We start from the raw sequence: 24,384 nt of genomic DNA, 5'->3' as shown, positions 1-24,384 counted from the left end.
CGCGGGGCCGACATAAGCATTACGCACCCCTCAACTACAGGAGTGCGAATGGCACCGAGTATCCGCGAGCTCCCCAACGGTGAACGCCCGCGGGAGCGCCTGAAATCGCACGGCGCACGCGCGCTCAGCTCGTCGGAGCTGCTCTCAATTCTCCTCGGCAGCTGCTCGATGCGGATCGGGCACGAGATCCTGGCGAGCGCGCATGGGTCGCTCAGGCGGCTGTCGTCGCAGCCCGTCGCGGCACTGACGGCGCTAGCCGGTGTAGGAAATGCCCGGGCCGTCGCGATTCACGCGGCGCTCGAGCTCGGCAGGCGGATGGCGGCGGAGGAGCGCGAGGACGGGATTCCCGTGCGCGGACCACGCGACGTCCACGAGATCTTTGGCCAGCGGCTGCAGGACCTGCCGGTCGAAGAGTTCCACGTCGCCGTGCTCGACTCGCAGCACCGCCTCGAGCGCGACGTCACCATCACGCGCGGGTTGCTCAACTCGTCGCTGGTGCATCCGCGTGAGGTTTTTCGCGAAGCGATCGCGGAGAATGCGGCGGCAATCATTCTGATTCACAATCATCCGAGCGGAGACCCCACGCCTTCCCCCGACGACAGGATAACGACCGAGCAGCTGGTACAGGCGGGCCGGGTACTCGACATACCAGTGCACGATCACATTATTATTGGAAGAGGACGATATCTGAGCTTCGCGGAGGCAGGGCTGCTTTGACTGCGGTAGAATCGCACGCTGTAATCCCCGGATGGAACGACGACGGGCACCCGTTGCCGGAGCGACTCGATCACGAGCTGCTCCTGCGCGCCTATCGCTTCAGCGAGACGGCACACCTGGGACAAAAGCGCCTCTCCGGCGAGAATTTCGTGTCGCACTGCGTCGAAGTCGCGAAGATCCTCGCCGAGCTGCAGCTCGATACGGTCACCGTCGCCAGTGGCCTGATCCACGACGTCGTCGAAGACACGAACATCTCGGTGGCCGAGATCGAGTCGCACTTCGGGTCAGAGGTGGCGCAGATCGTGGACGGGCTGACGAAGATCGGCCACCTCCCGCTCAACTCGTCGCAGGAGCGGCAGGTCGAGAACTACCGCAAGCTGCTGCTGTCCATCGCCAAGGATGCGCGCGTCATCCTCATCAAGCTCGCGGACCGCCTGCACAACATGCGCACGCTCGACTATCTGCCGGCGGAGAAGAGGCGGCGCATCGCTCAGGAGACGCGTGATCTGTACGCGCCGCTCGCGCACCGGTTCGGAATGGCGCGGATCAGATGGGAGCTGGAGGATCTGGCGTTCAAGCATCTCGAAACAGGGGAATACAAGTCGCTGGCGAAGCTCGTCGCGAAGAGACGCGGAGAGAGGGAAGCGACGATCGCCGCGCTGAGAGATCCGCTTCAGGAACTGCTTGTCGACGCCGGAATTCCCAACGTCGAAGTCACTGGACGCCCGAAGCACCTCTGGTCCATCTACAAGAAGATGACCAAGTGGGACAAGCCGTACGAGGAGATCTACGACCTCATGGCGATCCGCGTGCTCGTGGAGACGGTCCCCGACTGCTACCATGCGCTCGGCGTGATTCACGAGAGGTTCACTCCGCTCCAGGAGCGCATCAAGGATTACGTAGGACAGCCGAAGTCGAACGGATACCAGTCGCTGCACACGACGATCTTCGGTCCCGGCAAGCAGCTCTTCGAGATACAGATCAGGACGCGCGAGATGCACCGCACGGCGGAGTACGGAATCGCCGCGCACTGGCGCTTCAAGGAGAACGCGCGGAGCGCCGACGAGCTCGACCGCGCGCTTCACTGGTTCAGGCAGGTGCTCGAGTTGCAGCTCGATGCGAAGACGCCCGACGAATTCCTGGAGTTCCTCAAGCTCGATCTGTATCAGGACGAGATCTTCGTCTTCACGCCGACGGGCGACGTCATTCAGCTCCCGAAGGGCGCGACGCCGATTGATTTCGCGTTCGCCGTGCACACCGAGGTCGGCCTGCATGCCAATGGAGCGCGCATTAATGGAAGGCAGGCGACGCTCGCGCGCGAGCTCAAGAACTCCGATACAGTCGAGATCCTGACTTCGCCGACGTCGCGCCCGAGTCGTGACTGGCTGCAGCACGTGCGCACCGGCCGCGCTCGGCACAAGATCCGGCAGCGGCTCCGCATCGAGGAGCAGACGACGTCGGCGAACCTCGGCCGGGGGATTCTGCTCCGCGAGGTGAAGCGCCGCCGTCTGGCGAAACCCGACGATGCGCAGCTCAAGGCGGCCGCCGACTCGATGGGGCTGAACGACTCCAATCATCTGATCGCGTCCATTGGGCAAGGCGACATTGGTGTGATGCAGGTGATGAAGCACCTGTATCCCGAGGAAGAAAGTCCGCCGGCGCTGCCGAAGACCGGCCCGCTGGACTGGCTGGTGGACAAGATGCGCGGAAGCCCGAAAGGTGTGCGCATCCAGGGCGTGGACGGGCTGATGGTGCGCTACGCCCAGTGCTGCCAACCCGTCCCCGGCGACCCGGTGGTCGGCTACGTCACGCGCGGCCGCGGCGTGAGCATCCACCGCGCGGACTGTCCCAATCTCCTGATGCTCGACCTCGAGCCCGAGCGCCGGCTCGACATAGACTGGAAGGAGCTTGAGGGCGAGCGGTTCATGGTGCGCCTTGTCCTCGACGCCACCGATCGTCGGGGACTGTATGCGGACCTGGCGGCGGCAGTCTCGGCGACCGACACCGACATCCGGTCATTCGAGCTCGCCTCAGCGGACGGCCACGTGACCGGAGCGCTCGCCGTCGAGGTCGAGAACCTGGCTCACCTGCAGAAGGTCCTGAAAGCCGCGCGGAGAGTGAAGGGAGTGACAGAGGTCACCCGAAAGGAACGGCTCGCCAGCGACGATTAGTTCGGTGCGCGGCCCGAGTGCAGATAACCACAGACTGTGGTTCTTTGCACCTGGCTGCGACACCACATCGCATCCCCCGAATAAACCCCGATATTTGATTATATTTCAAGGTGCCAAAAGCCGAATTCAATCTCCAGGCGCCGTTCCAACCCGCGGGTGACCAACCGAGGGCCATCGCCGAGCTGACACACGGGCTGGAGCGGGGCGACCGGTTCCAGACTCTGCTCGGCGTCACGGGATCTGGAAAGACGATGACAATCGCCAACGTCATCCGCAATTTCGGCCGGCCCACGCTCGTCCTGTCCCACAACAAGACCCTCGCCGCGCAGCTGTACGGGGAGATCAAGAGCTTCTTCCCGAGCAACGCGGTCGAGTACTTCATCTCGTACTACGACTACTACCAGCCGGAAGCGTACGTACCCACCACGGACACGTACATCGAGAAGGACGCCTCCATCAACGAGGACATTGACCGGCTTCGGCTGCGCGCGACTTCGAGCCTCATGGAGCGCGAGGACGTCGTCATCGTCGCCACCGTGTCCGCCATCTACGGACTCGGCGATCCGCGCAGCTACCGCGAGCAGATGGTGACGCTCACGAAGGGGCAGCGCATTCCTCGCGACGACATCCTCCGCTCGCTGGTGAAGATCCAGTACTCGCGGAACGACGTCATGTTCGACCGGGCGACGTTCCGCGTGCGCGGCGACACGGTGGAGATTCTACCCGCGTACGAAGAGCAGGGCGTGCGAGTCGAGATGTGGGGCGACGAGATCGAGCGCATCTCCAAGATCAATCCGCTCACCGGCGAAGTGATCGCCGATCTCGAGAAGGCGGCGATCTATCCGGCGAAGCATTTCGTGACTTCGCGGCCGACGATTCAGCGAGCGGTCGAGCTGATTCGTTCGGAGCTGGCCGAGCGACTGAGCGAGCTGCGCACGACGGGCAAACTGCTCGAGGCGCAGCGGCTCGAATCGCGCACCAACTTCGACATCGAGATGATGCTTGAGATCGGCACGTGCGCAGGAATCGAGAATTACTCGCGGCATCTCTCCGGCCGTGCGTCGGGCGAGCGGCCGGCGTGTCTCTTCGACTATTTCCCCGAGGATTTCCTCGTCGTCATAGACGAGTCGCACGTCACGCTCCCGCAGATTGGCGGAATGTTCAACGGCGACCGTGCGCGCAAGCTCACCCTCGTGGATTACGGATTCCGTCTTCCGAGCGCGCTCGACAATCGTCCGTTGATGTTCGACGAGTTCCTGTCGCTGACGCCGCAGGCGATCAACGTGTCGGCTACCCCGGGCGAGATCGAGCTGCGCCTATCCGAGGGTGTCGTCGTCGAGCAGATCATCCGTCCAACGGGATTGGTCGATCCCGAGATCGAGGTCCGCCCGGTGCGCGGGCAGGTGGACGACCTGCTCAACGAGATCCGGCTCCGCGAGCAGAAGGGAGAGCGTGTGCTCGTCACCACGCTCACCAAACGAATGGCCGAAGATCTCACCGACTATCTCCAGCAGATGGGCGTGCGCGTCAGGTACATGCACTCCGACATAGACGCCATCGAGCGCATGGAGATCGTACGCGGTCTCCGGCTTGGCGAGTTCGACGTGCTGATCGGCATCAATCTGCTGCGCGAGGGACTCGACCTGCCGGAAGTTTCGCTCGTCGCGATTCTGGACGCGGACCAGGAAGGATTCCTGCGCAGCGACCGCTCGCTGATCCAGACCGTCGGGCGCGCGGCGCGGCACGTGAACGGCCGCGCGATTTTCTACGCTGACCGGATCACAGGCTCGATGGACCGCGCGATGGAGGAGACGAAGCGCCGCCGCGAGACGCAGCGCGCGCATAACATCGAGCATGGGATCACGCCGCAGACAGTCATCAAGAGCACGGAGCAGGTGAGATTCATCACCCGCGTAGCCGATGCCCGCGAGGGGAGCGATGCGCGACACGAGGAGCAGGCGCGCCGGGTCGCCGAATCGTCGCCGTCGTACGGCTCGAAGGATCCGGCGCAGCTCATCGCCCAGCTCGAGAAGGAGATGAAGGAAGCGGCCACGAATCTCGACTTCGAGACGGCGGCACGCCTTCGCGACCAGCTGTTCGAGATTCGTGCCAAGGCCGACGGACCGCGACTCCGCACGCGCGGCTCGCTCTCGGCCATCAGGGTACAGCGTTAGTGCAGACGCACCGGCACGTCGTTCCGCCGCTCGCCGGCAAGGGACACATCACTCTCGTCGAGAGCGAATTGCGGCATTGGGGACGCGAGCTGGGCGAGGCGATCGCGCCACCTCTCGTCATCTCGATCACCGGTGAGCTCGGCGCGGGGAAGACCACGCTCGCGCAATCCATCTGCGAGGGATACGGCGTGAAGGAATCAGTGACGAGTCCGACGTACGCGCTCGTGCACCGGTATGACGCCGCGCGGTCGCCGGTCTATCACGTGGACCTGTTCCGCCTCGATAACGAGTCGCAGCTCACGAACATCGGCTGGGACGACATCCTCGCAGAACATGCGTTGATCATCGTGGAGTGGCCCGAGCGGGCGGGGGACCGAATGCCCGCGGGCCATCTGCACATGGATCTCAGGTACGCATTGGGCGATCCTGATCGCCGCATTCTCCTCGCCGGATGAGCGACGACATCACGCTGGCCCTCGAGGGAGCCACGTATGCCGGGAGCGTCGCGGTGATCCAGGGCGGCGAAGTAATTGCCGAGCGCGCGCTCGAGAACGTGCCGAAGCCGGGGCGGGGCGGGCGGGAAGAAAGATTTCTGCCGATGGTGGCGGAATGTCTCGCGGACGCCGGTGTACGGACGAGTGATCTGGCGCGGGTGGTTTGCGGTGCCGGTCCGGGGAGCTTCACGAGCTTGCGAGTCGCGGCATCGGTCGCAAAGGGGATCGCTGTTGGCGCGGATTGTCCGCTGTTCGCGGTATCGTCGCTTCTGCTGATCGTCGCTGGTTCACGGGTGCTTGATGGATCGTGGCTCGCGGCGATTCCGGCGATGCGCGGGGAATCGTACGCCGCGCTGTTCGAGGTCGCCGGCGATCAGATCCGGGAAATCGGGGGGACAAGGCTCGTTCACGATGAAGCTCTTTCCGGGGAGGCGCACCGCCTTGGCGCGACGATCATCGGACCGGGCCTTCACGACGCCGTCCTCCCGCACGCACGCGGAGTAGCGCATGTGCTGCCGGCGCTGCTTGCCCAGGGGGCGTGCGACATCGCGACGTGGGAGCCATCGTATGGCCGGCTCGCCGAGGCGCAGGTGAAGTGGGAGGCGGCGCACGGAAGGCCGCTCACGGCCGCGGGATGACGGCGGCTACGGATTCGCGCGACGCGGCATCGGCGAGCGGAATGTCGCGGGGACTGCGGAACGCTCGCCCGGGAGACGTTGTCGCGATCGCGAGGATCGAGAAGGAGTCGTTCGGCGATCCCTGGGGAACGGCCGACTTCAGGGCGTTGATGGACTCTCCGCAGACTATCTTTCTCGTGGTGACCGATCCTGGGTCCGAAGAGATCACGGGCTACGCGGTGGCGCTCACCGTGCTGGACGAGTCGGAGATCCTGAACATCGCCGTGGATCCGGCACATCGTGGACGCGGGCTGGGCGGGCATCTGCTCGACGCAGCGCTCGCCTCGCTGCGGGAACTTGGCGCTGTGGCCACATTTCTCGAAGTGAGGGAGTCGAACAAAGCGGCGAGAAGGCTGTACGGATCGCGCGGATTCACCGAGATGTCGCGCAGAAAGGGGTATTACCGCAGCCCGGTCGAGGATGCTCTCGTACTGCGGCGCGCGATGCAATGATGACGGAGGCAATTGCTGGTGTGCGCGCTGTCGCAGCACCGGTTTACCATTGAAGGCGAGCGCAAGAACCCTCGCCGGGAGGCAATGTGAGTCGGAGTCTGAACAAGGTGATGTTGATCGGGAATCTCGGAAGCGATCCGGAGATCCGCACCACCACAGGCGGCGGCAAGGTCGCGACGTTTTCGCTCGCCACCAGCCGCTCGTGGACCAGCGCCAGTGGTGAGAAGCAGGAGAAGACCGAGTGGCACCGCTGTGTGGTGTGGAACGGGAAGGGCTCGGGCCTGGCCGACGTCGTCGAGAAGTACTGCAAGAAGGGCGACCGCATCTATGTCGAAGGGCGCATCGAGTATCGCCAGTGGCAGGACAAGGAGAATCAGACTCGCTACACCACCGAGGTCAACGTTCGCGAGCTGATGATGCTCGGCGGCGCTGGTGGGCGCGGTGGCGATTTCGACTCTGATGCTGAGGGGTCGCGCTCCCGCGCTCCCGCGCGCACCGGCGGACATGCCGCGGCGAGTGAGAACAGCTTCGACGATTTCCCGGCCGCTCTCGGGAACCAGGACGACGACCTGCCGTTTTAGGCGGAGAGAAAAGCGGAACTTAGAACTACCAAGCCATCAGCCGGTCGCCGGGTAGTTCCAAGTTCCGCCTTTTCCGCTTTTTCCGTGACGCCGCCCCCCTTAAACCCGTCCTTTCGGTAGCGAATCTCTCGCTCCGGCTGGAAACCAATCCGGGCCGGCAAATCCGAATCATGCGGAGCATCCTGATGCTGGTCCCTCAAGCCGCTTTCCCGCGCCGTTTCTCCCGAATCGCAATCGCTGCCGCGGGCTTCCTCGCGCTGGCAGCCATAGAGTCGCCTGCCGGGGCGCAGACTCGGGGCGAACCGCCGAAGCCGTCGGCGCAGAAACCGTGGCCGACACTCACGCCGGTATCGGCGGGGCCAAACGAGGTGACGCACGTCGTCAGGAAGGGCGACACCCTGTGGGATCTCGCGAAGGCGTATCTCAAGGATCCGTTCCGCTGGCCCGAGGTCTTTCAGCGGAACACCGACATCGTGGAGAACCCGCACTGGATCTATCCCGGCGAGACGATCCGCATCCCGGCCAGTGAAGTGAAGCCGGAGGTGCTGGCTCGCATTGCAACGCAGCCCGCACCGCAGTCCGATCGCACGGTTTTCTCTGCGGCGTCCGGAACAGTCGCCGACCGCGTTCAGTCGAATGGAGACGTGATCGGTCGCGGCGCTGGAGGAGGCGTCCCGCGTGGCGAGATCGAGTCGGCGCCGTTCGGACAGCGCTTCGGCGGGCCGCAGGGCAGCGGGCGACTGGCGGCAGCGTGGGACCGTCCCGGAATCAAGGCCGAGGCAGGCGACCGGAGATTCCAGCTGAAGGACCGCATCTTCGTGGAGCTTCCCCGGACGAGTCCCGGCCGTCCCGGAGATCTGCTGCTCGTGTATCGCCTCGGACCCGAGCTGAGCGACGTGGCGCAGCTCGTCATTCCGACCGGCATCGTGCGCGTCGAAACCGTCTCGCCAGGCCAACCAGCGATGGCGCGCGTGGTAAGGCAGTTCGGCGAGATCAGGCTCGACCAGTCGCTGATGCCTCTCGAGGACGTACAGCCGTCCGTCGGAACGCCCGTAGCCGTGCCGGCGGGCCCGGCCGAGAAGGTCATGTACGTTGCAGGCGACCCGGTTCTTCCGTCGCTTCAGAGCTATGTAATTCTCACGGCGAAGGCGGCGAACGGAGTGCGGGTCGGAGACCAGTTCACGATCATTGACGACAGCATTGATCCGAAATATCCTGCGCCTCCGGTGCCCGCGGCGATCGCCGAAGTGGTTCGCGTCACTCCGTACGCTCTGACGGCCATCGTGGTGGACCACGAGCAGCCGCGGATTCGGGCGGGAATGACTGCCCGTCTGAGCGCCAGAGCGCCCTGATCGCGATGTCGCGAGGTACTTGTGCTTCAGCCTGCCCTCTGGTGTGGCAAACCCTTCAGGGAAAAGCGTCAACCCGCACGAGGCATCGGCGGGGAGGTCCGTAGTTCTCCCCTTTTGAACGATTTATCAATGCCTTGGTGGCTACTCTGAGTAGTGGGTCAGTTTAGCCATGTCTCTGCACTTGCCACGACACGAAGCACACGGAGGAAAACGGTTGTTGGGGGAACTGCGGGACCACGCATAGTGCGGTGCTGAGGGCCTCCATTGAGCATGAGCCTGAGCCTGAGCCTGAGCCATCAGGAGACTGAGAGCCTCACGGAACGTATTATCGGCGCTGCGATAGAAGTGCATCGGCATCCTGGACCGGGATTGCTGGAATCGACATACGAAGATTGAGGCGTTTTTCACCGTGTCTTCGTGTCTCCGTGGCACGCAGGGCGGCTCGCCCCCATCCTGCCAACTCGAAACTGACCCACTACGCTACTCTGCGGTCTCTTCGCCAATACGCTGAGGGGATTAAATTACGGCGATTATGATCGTGATCGCCCACTTCACCGCAATATCCTGCTATATCGCGGCAGCGGCCCTTGCCGCGCTGCCATTCGCCCGGCGCGTCAGCGCGCCGGTGAATGGTGGCCGTGCCGGTGGTGACCGAATGAACGAGTTTCTTCATGAGCCGAGCCTGCGACTTCGTGCGGCGGCTGCAAACGGCAGGGGGTTGGGAGTGGTTGACGCGGCAAGATATCTGTTCGCGCTGGAGCGCGATGCGAATGGCACGCAGCCGGACCGGGATGGTGACGCTTGAGTCCGCGCGCGCTCGTTACCGGCGGTGCGGGCTTCATCGGCTCGCACGTCGCCGACCTGTTCATCGAAAAGGAATATGACGTAGAGATCATTGACGATCTGTCCACCGGGCGTCGCGCGAATCTTCCCGGGAAAGCGGTGCTTCACGAGACGAGCATTTCGTCGCCGGAAGCCGCGCGGATCGTTCGCGATGGCGCGTTCGACGTCGTCGTCCATCTGGCTGCTCAGATAGACGTGAGGAAGAGCGTCGCCGATCCGCTGTACGACGCATCCACCAATATTCTTGGCACTCTGAACCTGCTGGAGGCGATCAGGCACAGCGGCCGGCAAACGCGCATTGCATTCACATCCACGGGCGGCGCGATCTACGGCAATTTCAACACTCCCCCGAACGTCGAGACGTTTCCCAAGGATCCCGAGTCGCCGTACGCGATATCGAAGCTCGCGGCGGAGTACTATCTCGCATACTACGGACGTGTCCACAAGATGGAGCACGTCACGCTGCGGTTTGGAAACGTGTACGGGCCGCGCCAGGATCCGCACGGCGAAGCGGGCGTGGTAGCGATCTTCTGCAACCGCATCCTCGACGGAAAGCCGTTGACGATATTCGGGGACGGGATGCAGACTCGCGACTACGTATATGTCGGCGACGTGGCACGCGCGGTCTGGCTCGGCGCGACGATGCCGCTTCCTCCGTCGGAGCGCGTGGACGCGCGGGCGTTCAACGTCGGTACCGGCCTCGGAACTTCAGTCGTCGAGCTGGCCCGGCTTCTTCAGGAGGCAGCGCTCAGCAGCGCGGAGATCGTGTTCGCGCCGAGACGGCCGGGAGAGCAGCAGGAGAGCTTCCTCAGCGCGACCAAAGCGCGCATGCTGCTCGGATGGGCGCCGCAGGTAACTCTCTCCGAGGGTCTGGTGAAAACCTTCGCGTGGTCCGAGTCGCAGAACGCGGCTCAGGGCGCATGAGAGACTCGATGATGCTTCAGATCGGAGCGGCGATTCCATCATCTCCGATGGATCTGGTCACGCAGTCGAGTGGGGCGACGAAGGTCGTGCTCGTGGTGCTGGTGGTCCTGTCTCTCCTGAGCTGGACGGTGATGATCGCGAAGTGGATCGAGTTCAAGCGCGCCGAGCAGGCGGGGCGCGAGTTCATGGACAAGTTCGAGCGGGCCCATACACTCGACGATGCCGCGGAGATGGCGAATCGCTCGCCATCGAGCCCGCAGAAGGGAGTGATGACCCGCGCCGTGCGCTTCATCACGGAGACGACGCCGGCCCTCGCCGCCACCGGAGAGCGGCGCGCCCGGCTGAGTGCGTCACAGGTCGAGGCGCTGCGGCAGGTGCTCGATTCGGAGAGTGGCGCGGTACGCGATCAACTCGGCAGATTCGTTCCCACGCTCGCGACGATCGGATCGGTGAGCCCGCTCATCGGACTTCTCGGAACTGTGCTCGGTATCATCGAGGCGTTTGTCGGCATCGCGACGAAAGGCTCGGGCAACATCGGAGCGGTTGCGCCGGGCGTCGCCGAAGCGCTGATCGCGACGGCGGCCGCGCTGAGCGTGGCCATTCCGGCCGTATTCGGGTACAACATCTTCGCTCACCGTCTCAACCGGTTCGACGGCGAGCTTGATGGATTCGGTTCCGAGCTGATCGCGCTGATGGTTCGCGAGGGTCGTATCTGATGAGACGACGCAGAGAACGGATGGTACTCAATGGCGAGATCAACGTCGTCAGCCTGATTGACGTGATGATGCTGCTGATGGTGATCTTCATGATCACCGCGCCGATCATGCAGGGCGGCATAGATATAAACCTTCCGCGCGCCGAGGCGCGTCCGCTCGAGCCGAAAAGCGGGCTCGTCGTGACGATTGACCTCAAGGGTGGAATTCATGTGGACGAGACGGTGCTTACGTACCCCGAGTTCCGCGCGACATACAAGGCACTCGCCGCGGACAGAGGGCGCGATGGCGTCTATCTTCGGGCCGACGCAGATGTGCCGTATGGCTTGGTCGTGAAGGTGCTCGCGGTGATGCGCGCGAGCGGAACTCCGGATGTCGGGCTCGTGGCCGAGCCGGAGCAGGAGAGATAGAAGTGCCGGTTGGCCGGAACGGTGGTCTGACGGGACCGGCCAGTGCGTCGCTCGCGATTCATCTCACGCTCGTCGCACTGGTGCTTCTCAGTTTCAGGAAAGGGCCGACCGAAGTGCTCCCGCCGATCTACCGGGTGAACATTGTTGCGGCGCCGCCGGGGCCGCGCGCGATCGGCACGGTTCAGCCGGAGCCGGCGACGCCACAGCCGGTGACACCTCCCGCCGTGACTCCGCCGGCACCCACTCCGGTGAAGGATGCCGCTGTTCCCACGGCGAAGGTCACTCCTCAGAAAGCTCCGGCACGCGCGACTCCGGCGGAGAAGTCGGCTGCTCGTGTTCCGCCTGCGCCCGCCCCGAGAGCGGGAGGTGGGCCGATCGGCGGGAAGGGAACAGACGTCGCCACAGTGCAGACCGAGGGAATCGATTTTCCGTTTCCCGGGTATCTGAACAACATCGTTCGACAGATCGCTCTTCGGTTCAATCCTGCCGACGCAGGCTCCGGCCGGCGCGCGGAGGTTAGATTCGTCATTCGCCGGGACGGCTCGGTAATCGGAATCGGATTCGTCACTCGCTCCGGCTCCTACGCATTCGACCTCGAGGCGCAGGGCGCAATCGAGGCGGCGGCTCGCGAGTTCGGACCGCTTCCGGAAGGATTTCGCGATGACGCTCTCCCTGTAGTCTTCAGCTTCGATCCCCGTTTTCTCAGATGAATCCACGTTATCTCACGGTCGCGGCCTTCGTCGCTGTGGCTGCCGCGGCCGTCAGCACGCGCGCATGTGGCCAGGACACCACCACCGTTCGTCCCGGAGTAAGACTGGGGCTGAGCTATCCACGCGGTACGACTCCGAAGATCGTCGTGATGCCGGTGGACTCGAGGCCGGGTGACTCGGTGCGAACGATCATTCAGCGGGATCTCGATTTTGGCGACCGGGTCATGCCGCTCGTCCTCGACGACATGACGCTGATGGGGATGACTCCGGCGCCAGGCCAGGACTACAACTATTCGCTGTTCGCGAATCTTGGCGTGGCCGCAATCGTCCAGGCGAAGCGAACCCCGGGCGGAATCCACGTCGCGCTTTACGATGTTGGCGCCGCCAGGCGTCTGGATGCGCGCGAATTCCGCATCGGCGGCATACCGGGCAACCGCGACGCGACTCTGGTGGATTCGATCACCGTGGCGACGACGGCGCGCGAGAAGGCGTTCCGCGACTCGGTGTACCGGACGCTCAAGGTGCGCGCCGACATCATGCGCCGCCCGCGCATCACGAAGGATACGCGTGACCGCAGGTTCGTCGTTCGGGACTCTCTGCGCCGTGATTCCGCGGCCGCCGCATATCTGCGCCGCAACACCGCGAGATGGGAGGACGACCGGCGTGACTCGGTCACGTTGTCCATCACGCGCACGGCTACGCGACTGGCAAGGCAGGACACCCTGGCGCGCGTCGCGGCGGCGGACGCGCAACGGCTCGGCATCCATCGCATTAGCGACGAGATCGAACGGTGGATCACCGGGCGGGGCGGCATCGCAGCGACCCGTCTTGCGTACGTCCAGAACGGATTGATAAGGATCGTTGACAGCGACGGCTACAACGACAGGGCGATAACGAAGCGGGGACTCTCGATGTCTCCCGCGTGGCACCCGCGGGGCGATCGCGTCGTCTACTCGAAATTCCTGGAGGGCGGGGGCGGCACGCAGCTGGAGGAAGTGGGTCTCACCACCGGACGGACGAAGACCATCAGCGGCGGCGGGCTTAACATCACTCCGGCGTATTCGCACGACGGCCGTTATATCGTCTATGCGAGCGGCTCGGAGTCGGGGACCGACCTGATGATGGTGAAGGTGGACAGCCCGGCAGTGGTGCAGCGGCTCACGTTCGGGCGGGGAAGCGACAACGGCTCGCCGACGTTCAGTCCGGACGGGCGCCAGATCGCGTTTTTCTCGTCGCGCTCGAGGTATCCGCAGATCTACACGATAGATGCGGACGGTGCGAACCTGCAGCTGCTCACCCCGTTCACTCCTGGAGTGCGGAGCTATCGGGCCGCGCCGGATTGGTCTCCGGACGGCCGGGCAGTCGCGTACGAGCAGCAAAATGGCGACTTTCAGGTGTGGATGATCAACGTTCGCGACAGGGAGCCGCGGCGGCTGACGAGTGAAGGCGAGAACGAGGGCCCGTCATGGGCGCCCGACGGACGGCATCTCGCGATCTCATCAACGCGCGGCGGCTCCAAGCAGATCTGGATTCTGGATACCGAATCCGGAAGGTTTCGGCAGGTCACGCGCAATCCTGGCGCGCGTCTGTCGGCGTGGTCTCCGATGATAACTGTCACTCCCTGAGCGGCGATCTTTCAACCTCACTCCGGCAATACCATCATGAATAAAATCGCACGGGTTTTCGGAATCGTAGTCGCGGCCTCGGTCGTAACGGCAGGTTGCGCCAGAAAACCGTCGTCGCGTCCGGCGCCACGGCGAATCAACACCGACAGCCTGGTGCGGGAGCAGGCGCGTCTCGATTCGACCGCGCGCGCCGAGGCTGCGCGAAACGCTGCCGCCGCCGCTGCCGCCGCCGCTGCCGCGGCGGGCCCGGCGACGAGCGCGCCGCTGAGCTCGAGTGAGCGGGCTGCGCTCGCAAACGTCATCTATTTCGACCTCGACGAGTCCACGCTCGCCGACGAGTCGCGCATGGCCCTTGAGGCGAAAGCGCCGATCATGCTGCGCCACGCCGGCCTGCGGATCCGCATCACCGGCCACGCCGACGAGCGCGGCTCGGACGAATACAACCTCGCACTCGGCCTTCGCCGCGCGGCTGAGGCCAAGCGGTATCTGGCCGCTCTCGGAATCGCCGAAGACAGGATCGAGATCGTGACATTGGGCGAGGAGAGGCCGGCGGTGCAGGGCCACACGGAAGAAGCGTGGGCGCTGAACCGGCGTGCCGAGTTCGAGGTGATTGGCGGCGAATGACGCGCCTGGCTGTACCGCGGATCGCGAAGGGCGCCGTCTTCGCTTTTCTGTTCGTCGCCACGACGGGATGCTTCGCTTCGCTCGCGCAGCTCGACGAAGTGCACCAGGAAGTAGCGGTGACGCGGGCGGAAACGGCCACCGCCGATTCCGTCCGCGCGATGCAGCTGGTTCAGATCCTGAGCACGCTGCGCGCGGTGAACGATTCGATTGCGTCGCTGAACTCGCGGCTCACGAGACTTCGCGCGGAGACGCAGGCAGACGTACGCTCGATGCGCCAGGAAGTGAATCAGATACTGGAAGTCAGCGGGCGGAGTGAGCAGCGGTTGAAGGAGCTGCGGTCGCAGGTGGATTCGCGCATTCGCCAGACTCCGCCATCCACCGCGCCAGCCGCACCGACCGCACCGCCAACCGACACCGTTGCCGTTCCCGCGGCGCCGGTGGATGACGCGCCCGCCGCCGAGGAGCTCTACCGGATCGGACGCGACCAGCTGACTCGCGGAGGCAACAGCGCCGCACGTGCCGCGTTCATGGACCTGCTGAAGCGATATCCCGATTCGGAGCTTGCGGCCGACGCGCAGTTCCTGCTTGCCGAGTCATATGCCGCCGATGGCACGAACGCCGCGGCCGACGCGGCGTATGCGATCGTCGTGTCGAAGTACGCCGAGTCGCCGCGCGCGCCTACGGCGCTGTACAAGCGCGGCGTCCTCGCCCAGACCGCTCGCCGGACGACGGCGGCGAAACGCCTCTACAACGACCTCATCCAGCGATATCCGTCGTCGGACGAGGCAGAGCTGGCGCGCGAGCGTCTGCGCGTCATGAATTGATCGAGTGGCGGCGAAGGCGCGTGTAGCACCCGACACCGAGATGCCCTTCCTCGATCACCTCGAGGAGCTGCGCCACCGTCTCTTCTGGATCGCCGGAGCGATCCTGATCGGAATCATCGCCGCCTTCGTCGTACTCTCGCAGAAGCGTCTCGACCTTGTCGGGCTCCTCTCGGGGCCGATCAAGCCATACCTGCGGAATGGCACCCTCGTGTACACGCATCCGGGGACGTCGTTCAAGATCATTCTCAACGCGTCGCTCATATCGGGACTGCTTCTCGCCACTCCGGTAATCGGGTATCAGCTGTGGGGGTTCTTCGCGCCGGCTCTGCACGCGAACGAGAAGCGCGTGATCGTGCCGACGCTGATGGGGATGGTTGCGCTTTTCCTGGCCGGCGTGGCGCTGTGCTTCTTCATCGTGATGCCGTTCACGTTGAAATTCTTTCACGGGTTCGAGTCGCCGACGCTGACGCCGATGATCGAGGCGACCCAGTATTTCGACTTCGCCTTCAGCATGATGCTGGCGTTCGGCCTGGCGTTCGAGCTGCCGATCGGCATTCTGCTTCTCTCCGCGCTCGGGATCATCAATCCGAAGACGCTGACGAAGTACCGCCGGCACGCCATCGTCGTCTGCGTAGTGGCGGCGGCGTTCATCACCCCCGACGCCAGTCCGACGACGCTGATCGCCCTCTCCGGGCCGCTGTATTTCCTGTTCGAGCTGGGAATCATCCTGTCGTACATGGTCACGCGAAAGCGCCGAAAGCGCGAGCGGGAGGCGGCGCTCGAGGAACAACGCGAGCGCGAAGCCCGCACGCGCACGGAGGTTCCGCCGCGCGAGCCGCGCAGACTGGGCGTGAACGCGTGAAGAGGGCGCTCGTGCTGCTGGCGCTTTTTGCAGCGGCGACCGCCGGTGCGCAGGTGGGCCCCCGACCGCAGCGTCCGGTCGCGGGGCGCAGCTCTGCCGACACCAGCAGGGCGGGCGACTCGACGCGCGCGGACTCGGCACGCGCGCACGAGCTGATCAAGTGGGCGGACGCCGATTCCATGACCTCCACGCTGCTCGCGCGCCCCGGCTACAGCGTGACGCGCTATCAGGGAGTGAAAGTCACGTTCGACGCCAGGTCGCGAACGCTGTACATGGAAGGCGGACCGGCGGGAGTCGGTCGCGGTGGCACGATACTCATCGGCGACACCATCATCTACAACGACTCCACAAAGATCGTGCTTGCCCGCGGCGATACGCTGGTGCTGCGCGATCCATCGCGCGGCGGAGCGGACGTGGTCGCGCTCGGCCAGATGCGCTACAACGTCGAATCGAGGCGTGGCACGGTCACCAACATCAGCACGCAGGTGGAGAGCGGCGAAAAGTGGTTCGTTTTCGGCGCAGCGGCGGGATTCGTCAACGACACCACCGGCGGCAGCCCCACCAGGTTCTACGCCCGCAACGGATCCATCACCAGCTGCGACGACTCGATTCCCGACTACCACTTCCAGTCGAAGGAGATCAAGCTCGTCTCCAGGAACCTGCTTGTCGCGCGGCCGGCGATTCTCTATCTCGGAGATGTGCCCGTGTTCTGGCTGCCGTTCATCTTCCAGGACATGCGGTCGGGCAGACGCAGCGGCATCCTGACACCGCGATTCGGCGTAAACGAGATCTTCCGCAACAGCCCGTCGTACCGCCGGCATGTGGACAACGTCGGCTACTACTTTGCATTCAGCGATTACATGGACACGCAGGTGTCGCTCGACTGGCGAAGCGGCGCTGCGTCGTCGGTGAGCGACCCGGGCTGGCTTCGAGTAAACGGAGAATGGCGATACCGGTGGCTCGATCGCTTTCTGACAGGCCGAATCGGCGTCTCGCGCCTCTGGCAGCGCGATGGCAACCGCAACCTCGCGCTGTCGTGGGCGCACCAGCAGGACTTCTCGCAGACGACCCATCTGACGACCGACATCAACTACGTCAAGAATACTTCGCTCCAGCGCCGCAACAGCTTCGATCCGCAACAGGTGCTGGCGACCATTCAGAGCCGCGCCTCATATCAGCAGCAGTTCGGGCCGGCGTCGTTCAGCATCGGCGGAAGCCGGCGACAGTACCCCGGGCGCGACGAGATCACGCAGGATTTCCCGAACTTCAGCATCAGCACGCCGACGCTGGCTCTCGCCAGCTGGCTGGACTGGACTCCGTCGCTCAATGTCAGCAACCAGCAGCAATTCAAGGTGGACCGGAACGGCGAATTCGCCTACCGCTACACCAGGGTCGGCGGAGTGCTCGACAGTACGCGCCTCAAGAGTGACGCGCGGGCGACGTCGCTCGGCTTTACGACGCCGCTCAAGATCTTCGGCTTCAGTCTCAGCAACAGCGTCCGTGTCTCCGACCAGGAGAACGACACACCTGTCCGCATCGCCGTGATCAATCAGGATGATCCGTCGCAGAAGACTGACAGGATCTTCGCCCGGACGTACAGCACCGAGATTGATTTCCAGACGGGGTTCAGCCTGCCTCAGCTTCTACCGACGACCTTGAAGCTCTCACCGAGCATCGGGATCAACAACGTCGATCCCCGCGCCTACTGGCTGCGCACCGAGCAGACGGGCGGACGCTACGTCCATCAGTCGAAACGCCTCACGTACGGGCTCTCTTCGTCGCCGACGTTCTTCGGCCTTTTCCCGGGAATTTTCGGAGTCAGCAGGTTCCGCCACTCGCTGTCGCCGCAGATCAGCTACTCTTACGCGCCGGCGGCGAAGGTCAACCCGGAGTTTCTCTCCGCGCTCAACATCGATCCGCGCGGCTACCTCGGCGACCTGGCGGCGAATCAGGTGACGCTGCAACTGTCGCAGACTCTCGAGGCGAAGATGAAAGCGAAGGACACGTCGCGCGCCGCCGAGGCGCGCAAGGTCAAGCTGCTCGGCGTGGGGTTCACTCCGCTCAGCTACGACTTCGAGCGCAAGCGCGTCACCGGCCATTCCGGCTTCACCACCGAAAACTTCGGTGCGGAATTCAACTCCGATCTGCTCCCCGGATTCAGAATGGGGATGCAGTACTCGCTGTTCCAGGGCAGCGTCCTCAGCGACACGTCCAGGTTCAAGCCATACCGGACATCCATAGACGCATCATTCAGTCTGAACGGCAGCTCCGGGATCTTCGGCGCGCTGACGCGAATCTTCGGACGCGCCGTTCCACAGGGATCCCCACAGACCGAGCGTCTGGAGAGGGGCCCGACGGATGCGCTGGAGCAGCGCGTCGCATCCACCCCGATAGCGGGGACGTCGGTGCGCAACAGGCAGTTCGCGGTACCGACTGCTGGCGCATGGCAGGCCGCGTTCACGTTCAGCTCGAACCGCCAGCGTCCGCCCGTCGGCAACGGGCAGGTCATCGTGATAGACCCGCGCGACAAATGCGCGCCTTACGTCAATTCGCCGTTCACCTACGACGCCTGCATCCAGCAGCAGAACACAAATCCAGTCGGAGCCGAGCCGATCGGCCGTCTCACCGCCGGAGGGCCATTCGTGAGAGTGCCGCCTCGCGAGACGCTCGGGTCGCAGATGAGCTTCCACATCACCCCCAAGTGGTCGGCGAGCTGGGGCACCAACTACGATTTCCGCGAGCACCAGTTCGCCAGTCATGCGGTCACGCTGCAACGCGAGTTGCACGACTGGCGCTCGATCTTCGCCTTCACCCGCTCGCCCAATGGAAACTTCGCGTTCAATTTCTTTATCGCCCTGAACGCGCAGCCCGACATCAAGTTCGACTACGACCGTCAGAGCTACCGACAGTCCAACCAGTAGGCGATGCCCTCGACTTTGCACATGACCTCACAAGCTGGAACAGTCCGGCTCGATGGCGAGAGCCTGACAATCGAAGCAGTCCGTGCGGTGGCGGTGGACCGCGCACGCGTCGAGCTGGCGCCTGCGGCGCGCGGACGGATGATGGAGACGCAGAAAGTGGTCGCCGGGATCGTCGAGCGCGGGGACGTCGTGTACGGCGTGACGACGGGATTCGGCAAGCTTTCCGAGATTGCGATACCTCGCCACCGGCTGGCCGAGCTGCAGGTCAATCTCGTGAGGAGTCACGCTGCGGGTGTCGGACCGTACCTGCCCGAGCGCGAGGTGCGGGCAATGATGCTTCTCCGCGCGAACGTCCTCGCCAAGGGATTCTCCGGTGGCCGCCCGGAGCTGGTGGATCTGCTGCTCGGCATGCTGAATGCCGGCCTGCATCCGCCCATCCACGAGCAGGGAAGCGTCGGCGCCAGCGGTGACCTCGCCCCTCTCGCCGCGCTCGGCGTCGCCCTCATCGGTGAAGGGACGCTGTCGGCGAACGGCGCGCCGGAGCGCGACGCAACGGAAGTTCTGCGCGCGCATGGCCTGGAGCCGGTGACGCTAGGGCCCAAGGAAGGGATCACTCTCATCAATGGTACGCAGGCGCACACCGCGATCGCCGCGCTGGCCCTTCACGACGCGATGACGCTCTGGCGAACGGCCCATGTCGCCGGCGCGATGTCGCTCGAGGCCCTTCTCGGCACGCCTGTCGCATTCGATCCGCGGATTCACGATGCCCGCGGGCAGACCGGCCAGTCATCGTCGGCGACGCTGCTGCGCGAGCTGCTCGCCGACAGTGAGCTCAGGGAATCCCACCGTTATGGGGATCCGCGAGTACAGGACGCCTACTGCCTGCGCTGCATGCCTCAGGTGCACGGGCCGGTGAAGGACGCGCTCGACTGGATCGAAGGCATCGTCACCCGCGAGCTGAACGCCGCCACCGACAATCCTCTCGTCTTCGCGAATGGTGAGACGCTGAGCGGGGGCAATTTCCACGGCCAGGCCGTCGGGCTCGCGCTCGACATGCTGGCGATCGTCATGACGAACCTCGCGACGATCGCCGAGCGCCGCATTGACCGGCTCGTGCATCCTGATTTCAACCAGGGGCTCCCCGCATTTCTCACCCGCGAGGCGGGCGTGAATTCCGGCTTCATGATGGCGCAGGTCACGGCTGCGGCGCTTGCCAGCGAGTGCAAGGTGTTGTCGCATCCGGCGACGGTGGACACGATCCCGACCGACGGAAATCGCGAGGACGTCGTGCCGATGTCCATGGGCGCGGCATGGAAAGCGCGGCGTGTGGTCAACAATGTGCGAAACGTTCTCGCCATCGAGCTGATGTGCGCAGCGCAGGGCCTCGACTATCGGGCGCCATTGAAGCCCGGTCGAGGCGTGTCGCCCGCGCACGCGGCGGTTCGAGAGATCGTGCGGCCCCTCGAAGGCGATCGCGTACTCAGCCCCGATATCGAAACCCTCGCCGACGCGATCGGCGCTGGTGTGTTCAGAGGAGATCGAAATGACTGACGTCGCCGGGCCCGGCCTCGCGCCCGATGCGGCGCGGGCCCACCGCGCGCCGCTGCACGCGCCGCGCGGCTCGACCATCTCGTGCAAGGGTTGGCACCAGGAAGCCGCCCTCCGGATGCTGATGAACAACCTCGACCCCGACGTCGCCGAGCGGCCCGAGGACCTGGTGGTTTACGGTGGGACTGGGAAAGCAGCGCGAAACTGGGAATCGTTCGATGCGATCGTCAGGACGCTGAGACGGCTGGAGAACGACGAAACGCTGCTGGTGCAGAGCGGCAAGCCCGTCGGCGTGTTCCGCACGACCCCGTCGGCGCCCCGCGTGCTCATCGCCAACAGCAATCTTGTCGGGCGCTGGGCGACGTGGGACAAGTTCCGCGCGCTCGAGCAGCAAGGCCTCACGATGTACGGGCAGATGACCGCGGGATCGTGGATCTACATCGGCTCGCAGGGCATCGTGCAAGGGACTTACGAGACGCTCGGATCGGTCGCGCGAAAGCATTTCGGCGGCTCGTTGAGCGGACGATTCGTTCTGACCTCGGGGCTCGGTGGAATGGGAGGAGCGCAGCCGCTCGCGGCGACGATGCAGGGCGCAGCGGTGCTCGCTGTGGAAGTGGACGAGTCGCGCGTGGACAGGCGCATCGAGACGAAGTACTGCGACCGCAAGACGTCCCGGCTCGACGAAGCGCTCGACTGGATTGACGAGGCACGCTCGTCCGGCACCGCGCTTTCGGTCGGCCTCGTAGGCAACGCCGCCGATATTCTGCCGGCGATAGCGTCGCGGGGAATCGTGCCCGACGTGCTGACCGATCAGACGAGCGCGCACGACATGCTCAACGGCTACGTCCCGGCGGGGATGCCGCTCAATGAGGCGCTCGCGCTCCGCGACGCGGATCCCGTGCGCTATGTCGAGCTCTCGACCGCCTCGGCGGTCGTCCACGTAACGGCGATGCTGGAGATGCAGAGCCGCGGCGCCATCACCTTCGACTACGGCAACAACATTCGCACCGTCGCATTCGACGCCGGACTTCGCGATGCGTTCCGGATTCCCGGATTCGTTCCCGAGTATGTGCGGCCGCTCTTCTGCGAAGGGAAGGGCCCGTTCCGGTGGGTGGCTCTGTCGGGAGATCCGCGCGACATCGCGCGCACCGACGATCTCGTTCTCGAGCTGTTTCCGCATGACGAGCATCTCCGGCGCTGGATAACGCTGGCGCGCGAGAGAATCAGCTTCCAGGGACTGCCGGCACGAATCTGCTGGCTGGGGCAGGGCGAGCGCGCGCGGTTCGGCGTCGCGCTCAACGACCTCGTCGCGTCAGGCGAGATATCGGCGCCGATCGTCATCGGCCGCGATCATCTCGACACCGGCAGCGTCGCCTCACCGTTCCGCGAGACGGAGGGAATGCTCGACGGCAGCGACGCAATCGCCGACTGGCCGATCCTGAACGCGCTGCTCAACGTGGCGAGCGGCGCCTCGTGGGTGTCGTTCCACCACGGCGGTGGCGTCGGCATCGGCAACTCGCTGCACGCCGGGCAGGTGATCGTCGCCGACGGAACGCCGGAGATGCGCGCGCGACTGGAGCGCGTGCTCACCAACGATCCGGGAATCGGAGTCGCCCGCCATGCCGACGCCGGATACGAGACCGCCATCGCCACCGCCGCAGCGCACGGGATCGATCTGCCGATGCGAGAGTAGATGCTCTCGAGCAAGTTCCGTCCATGGCACGTGCCCGTGTTCCTGGCGAAGTATGCGTATCTGAGCGTCGTGAAAAAGCCCGTTCTCGTCCATTTCGAGGTGACCCTGCGGTGCAACGCGCGCTGCGGCTTCTGCGACTACTGGAAGACCGAGCCGTCAGCCCGCGCGCACGAGCTCGAGAGCTTCGTGGACGCCGCGAAGTTCTTCAACCCGATGATGATCACCTACACCGGCGGCGAGCCGACCCTGCGCCGCGATCTCGAGGACATCGTTGCGGCCGTGGACGGCGCGGTACGCGTGCAGTATTCGACGCTGATAACCCACGGTGGAATGCTCACTGCCGAGCGCGCCAGGTCGCTCTGGGACGCGGGAATCCACCAGTTCAACATTTCGCTCGATTTCCTCGACGAGCGGCACGACCGGGCGCGCGGCATCCCCGGACTGTCGTCGAAGATCTTCGACGTGATCCCGTGCATGCGAGCGCTCGGCGTGGACAGCATTCGATTCAACACCGTGATCCGCGACTCGAATCTCGATCAGCTCATGCCGATCGTGATGCGTGCGCGCGAGCTCGGCGTCGGCGTCAACTTCAGCACCTACACCGACTCCAAGAACGGCAACCGCGACGGTCTCATCGGATCGGACAAGCTGCGCGAGCTCGAGGCGGTGACAGCGGAGCTGCTGTCGTACAAGAAGCGGAACCGCGGCGTGATCACGAACTCCGACTACTATCTCGAGCAGATTCCGCGCTACATTCGCGGCGAGATCACCGAGCCGTGCCGCTCCGGGATCCGCACCATCCACGTTGACCCGGCGGGCCATGTGAAACGGTGTCCCGACTTTCCGACCGACTTCCACTGGCGTGATTTCAGGAAGTACGAGCCGATTCAATGCAACGCCTGCTTCTACGCCTGTCGCGGCGAGGCGCAGGCGCCGATCCGCATATCGCGCATCCGCGACGTGATGGCGACGCAGCGATGAGCCGTCTTCTCTTCGTCAATGCCGCGCAGGTCGTGACGTGCGCCGGCCCGGGCCGGGCGCGGCGCGGCGCGGAGATGCGCGACGCCGGTGTTCTCACCGCTGTCGCGGTCGCCGTGAATGAAGGGCAGATCGCCGCCGTCGGCCCGCCGGACGAGCTGGAGCGCTCTCACGCCGGCGCCGACGTAATTGATTGCGAAGGACGTGTTCTCTCGCCGGGACTGGTGGACTCGCACACCCACGCCATCTTCGGTCGCGCGCGGTACGAGGAGCAGGAGCTGCGCGCATCGGGCGTCGGCTACATGGAGATCGCACGGCGCGGCGGTGGAATTCACTCATCGGTGGCCGACCTGCGCGCGCGCACCGAGGATGAGCTGTTCGATCTCGCGCTGCCGCGAATTCTCCGGCTCGCATCGTACGGTTCGACGACGATCGAAGTGAAGTCGGGCTACGGTCTGTCGCTCGATGACGAGCTCAAGTCGCTGCGCGTCGTCGCCCGCCTCGCCCGCGAGGTGCCTGTGCGACTCGTGCCCACATGGCTCGGCGCACACGAGATCCCGCAGGAGTTCAGCGGCTCCGACACACGACGCCGCGATTACGTGCGGCTGCTCATGGACGAGATGCTTCCGGCCGTCGCCCGTGAGGGATTGGCGCGATTTGCCGATGTGTTTTGCGAGCCCGGCGTCTTCACTCTCAGCGAGACGCGGGACATTCTCTCGGCGTCGCGCGCCGCCGGTCTCGGAATCAAGCTGCACGCCGACGAGCTCGAGCCGCACGGCGGCGCCGAGCTGGCCGCCGATCTGGGCGCCGTTTCGGCCGACCACCTCGGAGCCGTCTCCGAGCAGGGGATCGCCGCTCTTGCGGCATCGGGAACCGTGGCGACACTGCTCCCTGGCACGATGCTCTTCCTTGGCCGGCAGCGGCAAGCGCCCGCGCGGGCGCTCATCGCGGCGGGGGCGGCGGTCGCACTCGCCACCGACTTCAACCCGGGCACCTCTCCGACATTCAACTTCCCCCTGATTCTCACGCTTGGCGTGAGCCAGCTCCGGATGACTGTCGCTGAGGTATTCCTTGCCGCGACCGTCAATGGC

General features: G+C 64.8%; 22 protein-coding genes. All 22 read left to right on the top strand.

Features of this window, described 5'->3' with window-relative positions:
• Window positions 1–48: 48 nt before the first annotated feature.
• The gene (radC, locus tag Q7S20_13765; protein MDO8502900.1) at window positions 49–717 is read left to right on the top strand and encodes a DNA repair protein RadC; all 669 of its coding nucleotides are present in this window, start codon (window positions 49–51) and stop codon (window positions 715–717) included.
• Window positions 714–2,888: a bifunctional (p)ppGpp synthetase/guanosine-3',5'-bis(diphosphate) 3'-pyrophosphohydrolase gene (locus Q7S20_13760; protein MDO8502899.1), complete on the top strand. Its 2,175-nt coding sequence runs from the start codon at window positions 714–716 to the stop codon at window positions 2,886–2,888. Before radC ends, Q7S20_13760 begins: the two co-directional genes overlap by 4 nt.
• 110 nt (window positions 2,889–2,998) lie before the next feature.
• Window positions 2,999–5,062, top strand: a complete 2,064-nt coding sequence (uvrB, locus tag Q7S20_13755; GenBank protein MDO8502898.1) for an excinuclease ABC subunit UvrB — start codon at window positions 2,999–3,001, stop codon at window positions 5,060–5,062.
• Window positions 5,062–5,517, top strand: a complete 456-nt coding sequence (gene tsaE / locus Q7S20_13750) for a tRNA (adenosine(37)-N6)-threonylcarbamoyltransferase complex ATPase subunit type 1 TsaE (GenBank protein ID MDO8502897.1) — start codon at window positions 5,062–5,064, stop codon at window positions 5,515–5,517. Before uvrB ends, tsaE begins: the two co-directional genes overlap by 1 nt.
• Window positions 5,514–6,194 (top strand): tRNA (adenosine(37)-N6)-threonylcarbamoyltransferase complex dimerization subunit type 1 TsaB, encoded by a 681-nt coding sequence (gene tsaB / locus Q7S20_13745; protein MDO8502896.1) that lies wholly within the window; start codon window positions 5,514–5,516, stop codon window positions 6,192–6,194. Before tsaE ends, tsaB begins: the two co-directional genes overlap by 4 nt.
• Complete coding sequence (rimI, locus tag Q7S20_13740) at window positions 6,191–6,685, top strand: ribosomal protein S18-alanine N-acetyltransferase (protein ID MDO8502895.1); 495 nt, start codon at window positions 6,191–6,193, stop codon at window positions 6,683–6,685. The genes tsaB and rimI overlap by 4 nt, the downstream gene beginning before the upstream one ends.
• An 86-nt stretch (window positions 6,686–6,771) precedes the next feature.
• On the top strand, window positions 6,772–7,266 hold the full coding sequence (locus tag Q7S20_13735) for a single-stranded DNA-binding protein (GenBank protein ID MDO8502894.1): 495 nt from the start codon (window positions 6,772–6,774) through the stop codon (window positions 7,264–7,266).
• A 185-nt stretch (window positions 7,267–7,451) separates the two neighbouring features.
• Window positions 7,452–8,618 carry a LysM peptidoglycan-binding domain-containing protein gene (locus Q7S20_13730; GenBank protein MDO8502893.1) on the top strand — a complete coding sequence of 389 codons (1,167 nt, stop codon included), beginning with the start codon at window positions 7,452–7,454 and terminating at the stop codon, window positions 8,616–8,618.
• A 532-nt stretch (window positions 8,619–9,150) separates the two neighbouring features.
• Window positions 9,151–9,423: a hypothetical protein gene (locus Q7S20_13725; protein ID MDO8502892.1), complete on the top strand. Its 273-nt coding sequence runs from the start codon at window positions 9,151–9,153 to the stop codon at window positions 9,421–9,423.
• Entirely contained in the window at window positions 9,420–10,385 is a 966-nt protein-coding gene (locus Q7S20_13720) for a GDP-mannose 4,6-dehydratase (protein MDO8502891.1), read from the top strand. The genes Q7S20_13725 and Q7S20_13720 overlap by 4 nt, the downstream gene beginning before the upstream one ends.
• Window positions 10,386–10,393: 8 nt before the next feature.
• Window positions 10,394–11,101 (top strand): MotA/TolQ/ExbB proton channel family protein, encoded by a 708-nt coding sequence (locus tag Q7S20_13715; protein ID MDO8502890.1) that lies wholly within the window; start codon window positions 10,394–10,396, stop codon window positions 11,099–11,101.
• Window positions 11,101–11,508: a biopolymer transporter ExbD gene (locus Q7S20_13710; GenBank protein MDO8502889.1), complete on the top strand. Its 408-nt coding sequence runs from the start codon at window positions 11,101–11,103 to the stop codon at window positions 11,506–11,508. Before Q7S20_13715 ends, Q7S20_13710 begins: the two co-directional genes overlap by 1 nt.
• A 2-nt stretch (window positions 11,509–11,510) precedes the next feature.
• A complete protein-coding gene (locus Q7S20_13705; protein MDO8502888.1) occupies window positions 11,511–12,218 on the top strand; it encodes a TonB C-terminal domain-containing protein in 708 nt (235 codons plus the stop codon).
• Window positions 12,215–13,843, top strand: coding sequence for a hypothetical protein (locus Q7S20_13700; protein MDO8502887.1), 1,629 nt, complete (start codon window positions 12,215–12,217; stop codon window positions 13,841–13,843). The genes Q7S20_13705 and Q7S20_13700 overlap by 4 nt, the downstream gene beginning before the upstream one ends.
• Before the next feature lie 36 nt (window positions 13,844–13,879).
• Window positions 13,880–14,467: an OmpA family protein gene (locus Q7S20_13695; GenBank protein ID MDO8502886.1), complete on the top strand. Its 588-nt coding sequence runs from the start codon at window positions 13,880–13,882 to the stop codon at window positions 14,465–14,467.
• Window positions 14,464–15,291, top strand: coding sequence for a tol-pal system protein YbgF (ybgF, locus tag Q7S20_13690; GenBank protein ID MDO8502885.1), 828 nt, complete (start codon window positions 14,464–14,466; stop codon window positions 15,289–15,291). The genes Q7S20_13695 and ybgF overlap by 4 nt, the downstream gene beginning before the upstream one ends.
• Before the next feature lie 4 nt (window positions 15,292–15,295).
• Window positions 15,296–16,153 carry a twin-arginine translocase subunit TatC gene (tatC, locus tag Q7S20_13685; GenBank protein MDO8502884.1) on the top strand — a complete coding sequence of 286 codons (858 nt, stop codon included), beginning with the start codon at window positions 15,296–15,298 and terminating at the stop codon, window positions 16,151–16,153.
• Window positions 16,150–19,074: a putative LPS assembly protein LptD gene (locus tag Q7S20_13680; GenBank protein MDO8502883.1), complete on the top strand. Its 2,925-nt coding sequence runs from the start codon at window positions 16,150–16,152 to the stop codon at window positions 19,072–19,074. The genes tatC and Q7S20_13680 overlap by 4 nt, the downstream gene beginning before the upstream one ends.
• 21 nt (window positions 19,075–19,095) lie before the next feature.
• Window positions 19,096–20,625, top strand: coding sequence for a histidine ammonia-lyase (hutH, locus tag Q7S20_13675; GenBank protein MDO8502882.1), 1,530 nt, complete (start codon window positions 19,096–19,098; stop codon window positions 20,623–20,625).
• Entirely contained in the window at window positions 20,618–22,315 is a 1,698-nt protein-coding gene (gene hutU, locus Q7S20_13670; GenBank protein ID MDO8502881.1) for a urocanate hydratase, read from the top strand. Before hutH ends, hutU begins: the two co-directional genes overlap by 8 nt.
• Window positions 22,316–23,296: a radical SAM protein gene (locus tag Q7S20_13665; GenBank protein MDO8502880.1), complete on the top strand. Its 981-nt coding sequence runs from the start codon at window positions 22,316–22,318 to the stop codon at window positions 23,294–23,296.
• Window positions 23,293–24,384: imidazolonepropionase (gene hutI, locus Q7S20_13660; protein ID MDO8502879.1), on the top strand; the 1,092-nt coding region annotated here is incomplete at its 3' end. The genes Q7S20_13665 and hutI, both read left to right, overlap by 4 nt.

Source organism: Gemmatimonadaceae bacterium (assembly GCA_030647905.1).
In the GTDB taxonomy this organism is placed as follows: domain Bacteria; phylum Gemmatimonadota; class Gemmatimonadetes; order Gemmatimonadales; family Gemmatimonadaceae; genus UBA4720.
Note: the sequence above shows the minus strand (reverse complement) of the source record. Positions and strands in the feature narration are given on the sequence as shown.

Coding starts and splice junctions, on each gene's coding strand:
- radC (MDO8502900.1), top strand. CDS start 49: ATGGCACCGAGTATCCGCGAGCTCCCCAACGGTGAACGCCCGCGGGAG.
- tsaB (MDO8502896.1), top strand. CDS start 5,514: ATGAGCGACGACATCACGCTGGCCCTCGAGGGAGCCACGTATGCCGGG.
- rimI (MDO8502895.1), top strand. CDS start 6,191: ATGACGGCGGCTACGGATTCGCGCGACGCGGCATCGGCGAGCGGAATG.
- Q7S20_13730 (MDO8502893.1), top strand. CDS start 7,452: ATGCTGGTCCCTCAAGCCGCTTTCCCGCGCCGTTTCTCCCGAATCGCA.
- Q7S20_13725 (MDO8502892.1), top strand. CDS start 9,151: ATGATCGTGATCGCCCACTTCACCGCAATATCCTGCTATATCGCGGCA.
- Q7S20_13715 (MDO8502890.1), top strand. CDS start 10,394: ATGATGCTTCAGATCGGAGCGGCGATTCCATCATCTCCGATGGATCTG.
- Q7S20_13710 (MDO8502889.1), top strand. CDS start 11,101: ATGAGACGACGCAGAGAACGGATGGTACTCAATGGCGAGATCAACGTC.
- Q7S20_13700 (MDO8502887.1), top strand. CDS start 12,215: ATGAATCCACGTTATCTCACGGTCGCGGCCTTCGTCGCTGTGGCTGCC.
- Q7S20_13695 (MDO8502886.1), top strand. CDS start 13,880: ATGAATAAAATCGCACGGGTTTTCGGAATCGTAGTCGCGGCCTCGGTC.
- ybgF (MDO8502885.1), top strand. CDS start 14,464: ATGACGCGCCTGGCTGTACCGCGGATCGCGAAGGGCGCCGTCTTCGCT.
- hutH (MDO8502882.1), top strand. CDS start 19,096: ATGACCTCACAAGCTGGAACAGTCCGGCTCGATGGCGAGAGCCTGACA.
- hutU (MDO8502881.1), top strand. CDS start 20,618: ATGACTGACGTCGCCGGGCCCGGCCTCGCGCCCGATGCGGCGCGGGCC.
- Q7S20_13665 (MDO8502880.1), top strand. CDS start 22,316: ATGCTCTCGAGCAAGTTCCGTCCATGGCACGTGCCCGTGTTCCTGGCG.